Genomic DNA, 12846 nt, shown 5'->3' on the forward strand with positions numbered 1-12846 from the left:
CATTGTGCACTTAGCTTGATAAATTCGAGCGGGCTGAGTGTGTCTTAAAAAAGGTGAGTGTCATGGAACAAACTTGGCGTTGGTACGGTCCGAATGATCCTGTGTCGCTAGACGATATTCGTCAAGCTGGCGCAACAGGCATTGTGAATGCCTTACATCACATACCCAATGGTGATGTGTGGTCAAAAGAAGAGATTTTAGAACGTAAAGCTATTATCGAAGAGAAAGGCTTAACGTGGTCGGTGGTTGAAAGTGTCCCTGTTCATGAGGATATCAAAACTCAGACGGGCAACTTCCAACAATGGATCGACAACTACAAAGAAACGCTGCGTAATCTTGCAGAGTGCGGCGTAGATACGGTCTGCTACAACTTCATGCCAGTACTCGACTGGACACGTACAGACCTCGAATTTGAAATGCCGGATGGCTCTAAAGCGCTGCGTTTTGACCAAATCGCTTTTGCGGCATTTGAGCTACATATTCTTAAGCGTCCGGGCGCAGAAGCGGATTACACCGAAGCAGAGCAAGCACTGGCGCTTGAATACTTCAACAACATGACGACGGAGCAAATCCAACAACTGACAAGCAACATCATTGCTGGTTTACCGGGTGCTGAAGAAGGTTACACGCTAGAAGAGTTCCAAGCACAATTGGACCGTTATTCGGGCATTAGCAAAGACAAGCTACGTGAGCATATGGCTTACTTCTTAGCAGAGCTCATGCCTGTTTGTGAAGCGCATGGTTTGAAATTGGCGGTACACCCAGATGATCCTCCGCGCCCAATTCTTGGCTTGCCACGCATTGTTTCAACTATTGAAGATATTGATTGGTTGACCGAAAAAGTACCGAGTAAAATGAACGGCTTAACCATGTGTACGGGGTCTTACGGTGTGCGTGGTGATAACGACCTCGTGAAGATGATCAAAAAGTACGGTGACCGTGTTTACTTCACTCACTTGCGTTCAACCAAGCGTGAAGAAAACAACCCGATGACATTCCACGAAGCGGCGCACTTAGATGGCGATGTGGATATGTACAACGTGGTGATGGCGATTCTGGATGAAGAAAAACGCCGTGCAGAAGTGGGCGATAATCGTTTAATTCCCATGCGTCCTGATCATGGTCATCAAATATTGGACGATCTGAAAAAGAAGACCAATCCTGGTTATTCTGCAATTGGGCGCTTGAAAGGCTTAGCTGAAGTTCGAGGCCTTGAAATGGCATTGAAGCGCGCTTTCTACACAAACTAAAGTCTAATGATGTAAAGGGCTTATCGAAAGCGCAGACTTTAAGTTCTTTCTCGTTAAAGAAAATATAAAAGTGAACGGATGAGTGAATTTGGTATGTCTTACATGCACTTACCAGATTCACTTTTTTATATATGTATAAAAAAGAATATAAAAGTAGAGCTACCAAAGGGTAATAAAGATTAACACATATGAATTAGCCGAATAGCTAACTCACTTTTGGACAAAAGCTTGTTAGATAAGTTGCTCTATTAAGGCTGGTAGGTATTAGGAAAAGTAAGGGTAATGTTCGGCATTACCCTAAATGATATTTCAATATTTACTTATATAAGGCGGCTTAGGCTTGTCCAACACTTCGGATAGGTGTCGGCTTCGCGACACATATCCTTATTTGTTATAACTCAGTTTCATCGATGTACTCGATTTGCTTATTCACAGAAGTTGCTACAACTATTAAAAAAATAACGGCGATTGAAATTCTAATAAACGTAGATGGAATGATAGATTGTGTAGAAATGATAAATGGACCAGCAAAACCACCACATATAGCCCCTACATAAGCTCGCCTTCCACTCCATTTCATTAGCGAACCACATTTAACACAGCGATACTTTGTCAATGAGCACTGAAAAAAAACCAGCTACATGCAACATTTTTCTGGCACTTGGGACATTGTCTAGATTTCATAATAGCCTCGTAATATTAACCTAAGCTGATATGAAACTACCAAACTAAAGAAACATCAAATCTTCTGACTCAGACTTCGAGTGAGTTCATGAGTTATAACGCCGCATTAAGTGGTGAGCAACGCAGACCACTGAACCTAAACCATTGTGCCGTAAACACTTAAGCCGAATCAAACCGAAAATGCGAAGCGTTGGGAATCCGCCTTAAATGCCTTGTTATGCGCCTTTAAACACGTACTTTCTATGGTATTCGAGATACTCTCTATTTTTACCTTGAAGCTCTATCCGCATAGTATTACTAACACCTGCAAGCTTATGTTCTTGAAAAAGTGAGGAAATCATAATCACCCCTTCACTGTCAAAGCTGATGAGACCTGCATCAAATGCCTTATCTAAAGTAGCTATAAGCAATAAACCATTTGATGGATCTAATCGCTCTTTGTCCGAGCAGTGAGACCACGGTTTAATATGACTAGCAATAAGCAGCTTAGATTCATTGCAACCAGTGACAGCACAACAGCCCCAGATTTCGATAAGCTTTTGCCTAAACTTACCTTGACCAAGACGAGATTGAACTAAGCTAGATTTTTCCGTTGGTGTAGTTGATGAATCGAGGATTATAGCTTCAAGTTCTGCTTCAACGGTTGGGTTATGTGAGTCCACATACATAAGAAATAAATCTAATGCACGACTATACATTGAATTACCAGTTGAATTTAGGTCTGCAAACTCATCTAGTTCTTTCAGGTTCATCGATACAACTTTAGGGCAAGTTGACTCAAATAAATCGACTTTAGACAACCCATGCTCTATTGCCATGCTAGATAGTCGCCCAGTTATAGCGCCTGAATATTTAATCGCTGATGCCTTACCTGCTCGGGTATTTTTAACAATCCAATCTTCAAATTCCATCTAGCACCTATTATGAATGTTCAACTCTCGGGGCGTATAACAGTATATTAATAAGCATTCTTACTTTCGCGCAAAAATACACGCATAAAAGACCTTTATCATACTAGATATAATCTATATATATCATGAAGTTGATAACAATTTTTCACGCCTGACGCCAATGAGAGGATGTGAAAAGTAAGAATTGTATTTAATCAGTCTTATTAAATACAAACTGAAATATTAAATGATATGATTTTCAATCAGTTATGATTTCACTTCTGTTTTTAACAAGAAATATTTCTTATTAAAAACAGAACTAAAGCGATAAAATCACCACGTTTCATTATAACTGTTCATATAAACAGTAAATAAAACTAATCCAAAACCACGTTAATAAAAAATGAATGAGTATTTGATCTAACAAGTTTTGGGGCAAATGTGAGCTAGCCACATCAGCTAACTCAAATGTGGACAAAAACTGCTTAGATTATTTGCTCTATTTCGGTTGGCAGGTATTAGGAAAAGTAAGGGTAACGCCTTGTTAAGGGGTAAAATGCATAGTGAAAATACTACGCGTTGCGAAACCTCTTAAACTGATTGTTAGGCTTACTATTCACAATTTATCTGCTTTGCAAAATCAGCGTGAAAACTGATTAGCTCAAAACCATCAATTGCTTTTATAGATGCATTATTACCTTCAGCAGTGCAGAAAGGTGGATACGCGAATAATAACTGGCCAACCTTTAACTCCAAGTCGCTTGGAATATCCAATCTTTCAATTGGGTCCTCGTCAACCCAAGCCAAAAACTGATCCCAAGTACAACCAAATTCAGCGATATCACCGGTTTCAGCATTCAATTTAACTACCAAGTTATCTCGAATAAGAAATTGATCACCAAAGCAATCCTGAGCAATAGGAAAATCACTTGCTCTAACTTCTCGATATAAATTGTGGAAAGCCAACTCACCTTCAAAGAAGGTATTAACATTTAACAAGCGTTCAAGTGCATCATAAGAGCGGATCTGTAGACCGCCCGAATATAATATTTTCATCGTTTCTCGCTCTGTAAGCCAAACGCCGCGTTAAGTAGTGAGCAACACCAGCAATCTTACCTAAACCTTTACACCGTAAATACTTAACCCAACCTAGAGTGCAAAACGCCAAGCGTTGGGAATCTGTCTTAAACGCTTTGTTAGGTTTGTTGTTCAAGGTATAACATTGCTAGCTCACGTAGCGTTTGAGGTGCCTTCTCTATTACGCTTCTAATATCCCTAGATAAAGCTTCAGTATCTAGCCCTTTCAGGTTGCTGTTCTTCGTCCCTGACGACTCTATCAAGCTAGCGCTCTTACCCAGAGTTGTTTTAAATACTTTTAGCGACAATACCTGAGAGTCACGTTCAATATCATCGTGATAGTGTTTCACTAACCTCGAGCAAATTCGAAGCTCTGTTCCCTTTTGTTGAACCTCGACAATAGGAAGCTGTAGGAAAAATTCTTCAAACTTGTCATTATTTTTCTCTAATGATTTTCTAGGAGGCGAAACATTCTTGGCGCAAAACTCAATGGTAATTGAGGTAATAGTTCCACCATAATTTTCTTTTAACTGTTTGCTCAGCCACTTTCCTGCAATATTTAGAGTTGCGTTACCGCCAAATATTGAATACGTCCTATAAACAAACACTATTTCCATTATTTACTCTGGATAAACTCTAAAACCTAACAGTATAAATAAGCATTCTTACTTTCGCGCAAAATATACTCATGAAATACCTTTACCATACTCGATATAATCGTTACATATTATGAGGTTGGTAGCATTTTTTTACATTTATAGATTTAAAAGAGGATGTAAAAAGTAAGAAATGTATTTAATCAGTGTTATTAACTACAAAGTGAAATATTAAATCTTTTAATTATCAATTATTTATATCTTTATCTCTGCTTTTAACGAGAAATATTTCTTATTAAAAACAGAACTCAAGCGATAAAATAACTACGTTTCATTATATCTGTTTATATACACAGTAAATAAAGCTAATCCAATATCACGTTAATACAATATGAATGAGTGATAGTTCTAACAAGAAATGGGGCAAAAGCGTGTTAGATATTTTACCCTATCAAAACTGGTCAATATTATAAAAAGTATGGATAACTCTTCCATAAAGTACCTTTTAGGGTACAAAAAACCGTCTATATGCACGGTCTTTCCAAGACAAAGCTATTTATGCGCAATATCCGCCCTTGTGATGAGAGCCAGTTCCCCCGTAAGGATGTTGTCCTTTAGGGCATGCATTAGCTGCACCCGCAACAAAAAGACTAGCCAATAAAACAACAATTAGCTTTTTCATCTAACTCTCCGAATAATCTAAAATAAAATACAAAATATGAGTAAATTCTCTTGAAAGCACTTCTATTTAAAAATAAAAATCTTTCATGATTAAAACCCAAGGCAACTGTACAGAAAACAATGCATACCAGCAACGTAGAGTATAGAAAAAACAACAAGATAGACGTTATTATTTTGTTAATGATGTTACTGATTTCAGAATATTCAATCAGGAAGGTGTTTGCGCATGAAAGCCCCAAACGTGATATTTTACTAACAGATAAATTTATAGTGACTTGCTTAATAAGGCTAATCCAAAATCACGTTAATAAGATATGAATGAGTATTTAATCTAACAAGTTTTGGGGCAATTATGAGCTTGCTGAATAGCAAACTCATTCGTGGACAAAATTTTGTTAGATAGCCAGAAGTGGACCCAATGGTTGGACACATAAGCTAACTTCTAAAGTGGTTGATCCAGCTCATGCAGCGTATCTCTGCCTACCAAAGTAGGCTTCATCAGGGGGGAGGTCATTTGAGTCCCTAATGGTTACACTTCTCATTATAAAACACCATGTAGTGGCCGATTTCAAGCTCTGCTTCTCGGGGCGTGTGTAAGCTTTTAAGTAAACCTCCTCATATTTCAGGCTTCTCCATAATCGCTCGATGAAAACATTGTCGACCCAGCGTCCTTTCCCATCCATACTTATCCTGACTCCATGGTCGAGTAGCTTCTGTGTGAATTCGGTGCTGGTAAACTGACAGCCTTGATCTGAGTTGAAGATATCTGGCGGCCCATAATGTTTAAGCGCGTCTTCAAGAGCTTCGATACAAAAGCTCGTGTCCATCGTGTTGGATAGCCGCCAAGACAGCACCTTCCGGCTATACCAGTCGATAATGGCGACTAAATACAGGAATCCCTTAGCCATCGGGATATACGTGATGTCAATCGCCCAAGCTTGGTTCGGGTAAGTGACTTTGATATCTCGCAAAAGGTAGGGATAAAACTTGTGTGCTTTGTTCGCTAGGGTCGTTCGAGGCTTGGGGTAAATAGCCCCAATGCCCATGTCTCGCATGAGCCGAACGACACGTTTACGATTAACGTTATGGTCTTTTTTAGCCAACTCATTTCGAATGCGTCTACTCCCCATGAACGGATACTGAAAGTGAATTTCGTCAATCATGCGGCGTAGTTTAATCTCTTCAGCAGAGAGTCCTATGGGTTGATTAAGTAGTAGAGCGAGCAATACTGAGAAGCTCACACTGGCGTTTTATTGGCAATTGGGTGGATTTAACCAGCGAGCTCTTTAGCTGGGCTCGGTCTAACGACCGAGCACTTTGGCCAAAAAATCATTTTCCATGGTCAATTGAGCAATCTTGGCGTGCAGTTTATCCACTTCTTCAGAGCTGTCCTTGCCTGACTGGCTTTCAGAGGTAAAAATCATGGCTGCATTTTCGAGCAGCTTTTTTTTCATGTAGAGATTTGGTTAGCGTGAAGGTTGTATTTCTGAGCTAACTCAGCGACAGTTTTATCACCTCTAGCAGCATCAAGCGCCACCTTAGCTTTAAATTCGGGTGAGTGGTTTCTACGTTTTCTAGTCATAATCTGTTCCAGTATTTTTAGTTACTATACAAACAGATCAATCACTTAAAGCAATATCCGAAAATTGGGGGCCACTTCTATATTAAAAAAAACAAACGTTATAAATATCTAATTTTATTAGATGAAAAAATAAAAATATTTTTTGAAATTATAAGTTGAAAGGCACGGTCATATTTATGATATCCCCAAAAGGTTAAGAAAAATGAAATTTATAATTTTCCTATCAATGCTTTTTGCTATTTCAACATCTCATTCAATTGTTCTCTCTGAAAGCAAATTTCAAGAAATTGGTGGAGATATTAATAATATTCCCAATAGTATCAGATTAAACAATGAGATATTGAGAGAAATGAGTCTTCACCCAGAATACTTAGCTGTCGGAACTATAAACTCTTCATATGCTGTATGTACTGCAACATTGTTAGGGCAAGACAATAATGGATTTTCATATATATTTACCGCTGCACATTGTATTAATTACAATAAGGAAAAATCAGAATCAGATATTAATGCAACATTTATATCTTGGAATAGAGAGATTATTGCAAAGGGAAGGGGCAAAGCTTTCGTTCCTAAACAACTAATTAGAAAACCATTATTACACAAAAATGATCGCGTCTATTATGATATGGCAATATTGAAGTTACCGACTGTTGACGTTTTATTAGATCAATTTGGTTTTCCTGTTCCCTTTCCAATACTTAACGACAAACATCTGAGGGTAAATACTGAAGTCAGCTTTGTCGGTCACGGTTCATGGGGAGTTGGTAATGATATATCAGACGATTATAGTCCGGCATTTGGACATCAACGTCGTTTATATGGTGAAAACATTATAACGCGTATCATGTCTCAACATGCCTTTCTGATATGGCTAGTAGAAAACAATAATAACAAATGGGCCCTGCCAACCAAAGGTGATAGTGGTTCCGCTTGGTGGTATAAACATAAAGGCTTAGATGTTATTGTAGCCATTACTTCTAAAGGCGATAATAGCCTTGTCGTAGGAGCAAGTCTATCAAAGAAAATCACTTGGATTAAAAGCATTTATAACGATGTAAAACTTTTAAGCAGAACATTTCTAACCATAAAAGAAGACAGTAATGCAGGAGAAGTTGGAGATTATTATCAAGTAAAAAAACAAGATGGTTGTAATAATTATTATGAACTCTCTCAAATAACGAATGATAGCTATCAAAATCTACCTAACTCTAATAATGATAATTCAAATTGGCAGTTCAGAGGTCCATTTTTTGAACATAATAAGCAAGACTTAGTTATGGGAGATATTTTTCTTTATGACAATCCAGAAAGTGGTGAACTAGAACTATTCAAACTCATTTCTCCTAATATTAAGAATATAACAAAAAATATCCCAACAGATCGTCGAGATAACAATTCTTGGATCTATATGAAAAAGGCTGATATAGACTACAACCAGTTAATTAACTGTTCTACATACAAAGATACTGTATATAAAGAGCCAACGTCGGAAGAATCATTAACGGCCTTGTATGAGATTCAAGAAATATATAATAGTTTAACTTTCTTATCTGAACTTCAAGATATATACAATAGTCTTTTTACTTCAGAGCAATGAGAAAATATGTACGATAATTATGATAAACGGTAATATAAGCCTCTCAATTTGGAAATATTTATTAAAGGTACCTTTATAATACTTATAATTAGGCTAGTCTTAACAATATTTCTACTTTTTATAAGGATATTTATGAGGTTTATTTTTCTTTATTTAATTTTATTTTCTTTAGCTTCATTTTAAAATGACATGATTAAAGAGACCTTTAACTTTAAAGAAAAAAATCGGCATTATAGAAGAGTGTTTCGAAGCACATACTAATGAAATCCTACATGTTAAATTCATCAGCTTAGAAGATATTGATCTTAATATTCACTGGCATAAAAAAAAAGCATTTACTTCCTAGAAGAAATTGTTTCCATCAAGACGAAAAAAAGTAACTTTAGAATACCTAAAGACGACTCTTACTGTATTATGTTCAAGAAACGAGGAGAGGCTAATAACGAAATTTTATTGCAGTACTACATCGAGCCCTATGAATCATAACTATTGATATTCATTCATCATTTTTAAACGTAAAGATAGTGTAGCCCTCTGGCTACGCTTCTATAAAAGAAATATCTGGCGAATATTCAAGATGGAAACAAGTATCAAGCTCTAATCTTGATTCTACAGTAAATACCTTATTCATCTTAGAGCTAACAAATTTGAAGATAGAAGTGGACCCCAATGGTTGGACACATAAGCTAACTTCTTAAGTGGTTGATCCAGCTCATGCAGCGTATCTCTGCCTACCAAAGTAGGCTTCATCAGGGGTGAGATCATTGAGTCCCTGTTACCTGAAAAACGCAGTAAACCACTCTATAACAAAGTTTGGGGCATTTCTGAGCTAGCCGTGGAAGCTAGCTCGAATGTGGACAGAAACTGCTTAGGTGATTTGCTCTATTTAGGCTTACATTTCACTTCGAATATGTGCCGCTGAGCGACACATATCCTTCTCTTTTTCTTTACTACTCAAAGCCTAAAGAAACTTTTCAATAAGGATTTCATCTACATACTCCCCACGAACTTTTGCATGTTTTTTTGCAGTACCAACAACTTCAAACCCTTGTTTAAGGTAAGCAGTTAAAGCTCGCTCATTATCGCTACGAACGTACGCGAATAGCTTTTCATAACCCTTTTGTTTTGCAACTTCGAAAGTCGAGTTAAAAAGCTGTTTAGAGATACCTTTACCACGAGCACTTTCACAAACAAAAGTACCAATAATGCCTACGTGATCAAAAGCTTTTGTATATTGTGCGAACGGCTCGATATTTTGAAATCCAATAACCTTTGAGTCACTCTCGGAAAAAGCAACTGTAAACACTCCATTCTCTGGGAAGTGAGTAATAAAATCTTTCTCTTCTTCAGGTGTAAAGGTCGTATCCAATACAGTGTATAAACCTTCAACAATGATTGGGTTGAGAACATTTGTGATCCCTTCAGCATCATCCAAAGTCACCTGACGTACAACTAATCCCATATAACTCAACTCCATATTATAATTTGAGTTATTTTTTACATGAGCTCATAACTATCAGCAACAATTAATTCCTTTTAAATATAAGCTCGATGTTATTTTCGGCTCATAACGCTTTTTGAAATTAAGAAATGCCTTTATTCAGTCTTATTAAAAACGAAATTCAATAGATAAAATCAGCATAATTCGTTATATGAGATAAAAAATAAACAATAAAACTAATCAAAAATCACGTTAATACAATATGAATGAGTAATTGTTCTAACAAGAAATGGGGCAGAAATGAGCTAGAATAACTAGCGGCATTCATGTTTACAAAAAAATAATCAGTTCACTTTTATTATTGGTTTGCTTTTAGTTTTAAATTACCGAATATCGCTCAAATTCTTTCGTTTTTATTTATTCACTATTTATTAATAATGATTCATTACCACTGATGAGAAATTTATTTTAACAAAACAATCAATAAATGATCTTTATTGCATCATTTTTATCAACCGTAATTGAACAAAGTTCAGCTTAAAATTTAATATTCCGAAAGTGTTATTTCCACTTATCGCTTTTTAGCATAAATTACTCACTATTAGTTACTTTGAAATCTTTGTCACTTTTAATGATGAATGATTCAAATGCTAAGGGGTAAATATTTACTTGCTTAGTTTTTGTTAAGGAATGTTGGATGAAGTTTAGTCGAAAAAAAATAAGTACATTCATTGGTTCGGTAATGGCGGTTTCGGCTTTATTGACTGGTACCTCGGCTTTCGCTGCTAATAATGTGGCGCGGCCAGATCTAGATTGGCATGTGTTAGATGGTGTTAAAGTAAATAGCACTGCGTCTTTATGTCCGCAATCATCAGTAAAAGTATGCAACGATAACATTTTAGATGCGCTATACGCTGATAATAACTTTATGCCGTATTGGTTAAATCCAGCGCTTGTCAGTGCGATCATGCCGCAATTACAAGCGTTGGCAGATTCCAATACATTACCCGGTATGAAACAGCGTATACAAGAGTTGAAGAAATTAGAGACAAGGCGAGATGAGCGTGGCTTTGATTTGCTATTAACGGATACCTATTTGGTGTACGTGGATTATGTGCACCAGTTAATGCAAGATCCTCGACCGTTATATAATTCGCAGCCAGTAAAATTAACGTCTTTATCGTTAACAATGGCTCAGCAATATTTCCCATTAACGGTTCAAAAAATCAATTCTCTTATTCCTTCTTCGCAGTTTGTTCCAACAGTGGGGGTGATTAACCATTTATTAAGTTTGCCAGCTAATCCACTGGATTCAAGTGACGTTCACTTTGGTAAGGTTATTAATATCGGTGAGCCGATCCCTTATGGTGACAAAGTCGCAACAGTGCTTTGGAATTTGGGTTATTTAACTCAGCCTCAATATCAGCAAATTGTTGCTCAAGCAAAAATTACAAATACCGGTGCTATAAACCAAGCTATCAAAGCTTTTGAAGGGAATTATGGCTTGAAAGCGGACGGTATTATAGGGCCTGACGTTGTGAGTCAATTAACACGCCCATATTCCAGTTTGGTACGTCTTGCCGCATTAAACATACAACGTGAGCGTTTTGCCCAATTAGAAGGGGATGGCCCACAAATTATTGTGAACATTCCTGATTACAAAATGACGCTATACGATAACCAAAAGCCAGTCTTTGAATCGAAAATTATTGATGGGATGCCAAAACGTCCAACCAATTTGTTCCAGTCATATATTAATACGGTTGTGATTAACCCTTACTGGTATGTGCCTGAAACCATTAAAGTGCAGAATACGATCCCATCGGCTAAAGCAAACCCTAATTTCTTAGCGAATAATCGTATGGATGTGATTAATAGCTGGAGTGATCGCTCTGTTGTGCCACCGAGCTCTATAGACTGGGCAACAGTAAACCCAAAAACATTTACTCATGAGTTTCGTCAAGATCCCGGTCCTGAAAATGCGTTAGGTCGGGTAGCATTTTTGATGCCTGATTCATTCTCTGTGTATATGCACGATGAATCGCAATCAGAGTATCCATTGTTTCAACGTCATCATCGCGATTTAAGCTCTGGCTGTATGCGCGTACAACAACCACGTAAAATGGCGACACTTATTTTGTCTTACCAAAATATGCCGAATTTGCCTTCTGTTGACGATATGATTAATACCAACAAGCACCGTGAGATTGGCTTAAATACACATGTTAATCTTGATGTGGCTTACTTAACGGCTTGGGTAACACCGAATGGTCAGTTAGCGATGCGTCCTGATATATACGGTTACGATAACCCTCGTGCTAAACCGATTCAGAATCAATTTATTTCGATTCCAAATTACCGCACTCATCAACGTATGACACTGGCGTTGAATGGGCAAAGTAGCTAATTCGAAATAACGTTTTAGATTCGTAGAATAAAGCGCTTATTAAGCGTATGAAAAAGGCTAAGTGCAATACACTTAGCCTTTGCTGTATTTAATCAGGCAATATTTATACGCTGCCTGTTAATAAATGAAATGCTGACGGATGAGCGGGTAGGGATACCCATTTTCCGATTACGACTTAGTGTATCGTTTTCAGTCTATTCGGGTAATAAAGGTTTGCTCGTCATCAACAAAAGCTACGAAGCCACCATGATAGATGAACACTCGACCACGTCCTTCAACTAGGCAGGCAAGTTGTGGGTTCAAACCTTCTTCGTTATCTTTGCTTTGAAACGTACCTGTATCGGTGATAACACCGTTGAGTGAAGGCAAATATCCATAAGTACGCTTGGCTTGATCAATCAGGCTCAATTCGCTGGTGGTAGAAAAGCAATTAGGTATCTTACCGGCTTCTTCGATAAACATGGTTTTGAATTCTTCAAAAGCTGTAATCACCAGCCAGTCGATGTCGTTAACGTGATGGATAAACATAGAGTTTCTCGGTAATTCTGATGTGCAGATTCTATCATTATCAGTGGCAGAGTGTAGTAGAGATTTCGTTGCTAAAGGCGCTAATTCTGTACCATTTACAGGCATTCACC

Annotated in this window: 9 protein-coding genes and 1 pseudogene; 3 read left to right on the forward strand and 7 right to left on the reverse strand. The window is 37.4% G+C overall.

The window, feature by feature from the left end:
- Window positions 1-62 precede the first annotated feature (62 nt).
- Window positions 63-1250, forward strand: a complete 1188-nt coding sequence (gene uxuA, locus CTN01_RS12195) for a mannonate dehydratase (protein WP_045149376.1) — start codon at window positions 63-65, stop codon at window positions 1248-1250.
- Window positions 1251-2149: 899 nt separating this feature from the next.
- Here uxuA and CTN01_RS12205 read toward each other — a convergent pair.
- The 5 genes and pseudogenes from CTN01_RS12205 to CTN01_RS12225 form a co-directional block, all read right to left on the reverse strand.
- Window positions 2150-2845, reverse strand: coding sequence for an HNH endonuclease (locus tag CTN01_RS12205; RefSeq protein WP_045149374.1), 696 nt, complete (start codon window positions 2843-2845; stop codon window positions 2150-2152).
- 591 nt (window positions 2846-3436) lie between these two features.
- Entirely contained in the window at window positions 3437-3880 is a 444-nt protein-coding gene (locus tag CTN01_RS12210; protein WP_045149373.1) for a hypothetical protein, read from the reverse strand.
- Window positions 3881-4020: 140 nt separating this feature from the next.
- Window positions 4021-4518 (reverse strand): hypothetical protein, encoded by a 498-nt coding sequence (locus tag CTN01_RS12220; protein WP_045149371.1) that lies wholly within the window; start codon window positions 4516-4518, stop codon window positions 4021-4023.
- A 535-nt stretch (window positions 4519-5053) separates the two neighbouring features.
- The gene (locus CTN01_RS23115) at window positions 5054-5179 is read right to left on the reverse strand and encodes a hypothetical protein (protein ID WP_255419064.1); all 126 of its coding nucleotides are present in this window, start codon (window positions 5177-5179) and stop codon (window positions 5054-5056) included.
- Window positions 5180-5639: 460 nt separating this feature from the next.
- A pseudogene (locus CTN01_RS12225) lies at window positions 5640-6760 on the reverse strand (IS3 family transposase).
- 202 nt (window positions 6761-6962) lie between these two features.
- Here CTN01_RS12225 and CTN01_RS12230 point away from each other — a divergent pair.
- Entirely contained in the window at window positions 6963-8360 is a 1398-nt protein-coding gene (locus CTN01_RS12230) for a trypsin-like serine peptidase (RefSeq protein ID WP_052666672.1), read from the forward strand.
- A gap of 961 nt (window positions 8361-9321) precedes the next feature.
- Here CTN01_RS12230 and CTN01_RS12235 read toward each other — a convergent pair.
- Window positions 9322-9822 carry a GNAT family N-acetyltransferase gene (locus CTN01_RS12235; RefSeq protein ID WP_045149370.1) on the reverse strand — a complete coding sequence of 167 codons (501 nt, stop codon included), beginning with the start codon at window positions 9820-9822 and terminating at the stop codon, window positions 9322-9324.
- A gap of 676 nt (window positions 9823-10498) precedes the next feature.
- On the opposite strand from CTN01_RS12235, the gene CTN01_RS12240 reads away from it, so the two are divergent.
- Window positions 10499-12208: a L,D-transpeptidase family protein gene (locus tag CTN01_RS12240; protein ID WP_045149368.1), complete on the forward strand. Its 1710-nt coding sequence runs from the start codon at window positions 10499-10501 to the stop codon at window positions 12206-12208.
- 189 nt (window positions 12209-12397) lie between these two features.
- On the opposite strand, the gene CTN01_RS12245 is transcribed toward CTN01_RS12240, so the two are convergent.
- Window positions 12398-12736 carry a hypothetical protein gene (locus CTN01_RS12245; protein WP_045132817.1) on the reverse strand — a complete coding sequence of 113 codons (339 nt, stop codon included), beginning with the start codon at window positions 12734-12736 and terminating at the stop codon, window positions 12398-12400.
- Window positions 12737-12846 lie beyond the last annotated feature (110 nt).

This window comes from Photobacterium angustum (assembly GCF_003026365.1).
GTDB lineage: Bacteria > Pseudomonadota > Gammaproteobacteria > Enterobacterales > Vibrionaceae > Photobacterium > Photobacterium angustum.

What these genes read in the sequence shown, in the direction of transcription:
- uxuA (WP_045149376.1), top strand. Translation starts at nt 63, where the DNA reads ATGGAACAAACTTGGCGTTGGTACGGTCCGAATGATCCTGTGTCGCTA.
- CTN01_RS12205 (WP_045149374.1), bottom strand. Translation starts at nt 2,845, where the DNA reads ATGGAATTTGAAGATTGGATTGTTAAAAATACCCGAGCAGGTAAGGCA.
- CTN01_RS12210 (WP_045149373.1), bottom strand. Translation starts at nt 3,880, where the DNA reads ATGAAAATATTATATTCGGGCGGTCTACAGATCCGCTCTTATGATGCA.
- CTN01_RS12220 (WP_045149371.1), bottom strand. Translation starts at nt 4,518, where the DNA reads ATGGAAATAGTGTTTGTTTATAGGACGTATTCAATATTTGGCGGTAAC.
- CTN01_RS23115 (WP_255419064.1), bottom strand. Translation starts at nt 5,179, where the DNA reads ATGAAAAAGCTAATTGTTGTTTTATTGGCTAGTCTTTTTGTTGCGGGT.
- CTN01_RS12230 (WP_052666672.1), top strand. Translation starts at nt 6,963, where the DNA reads ATGAAATTTATAATTTTCCTATCAATGCTTTTTGCTATTTCAACATCT.
- CTN01_RS12235 (WP_045149370.1), bottom strand. Translation starts at nt 9,822, where the DNA reads ATGGGATTAGTTGTACGTCAGGTGACTTTGGATGATGCTGAAGGGATC.
- CTN01_RS12240 (WP_045149368.1), top strand. Translation starts at nt 10,499, where the DNA reads ATGAAGTTTAGTCGAAAAAAAATAAGTACATTCATTGGTTCGGTAATG.
- CTN01_RS12245 (WP_045132817.1), bottom strand. Translation starts at nt 12,736, where the DNA reads ATGTTTATCCATCACGTTAACGACATCGACTGGCTGGTGATTACAGCT.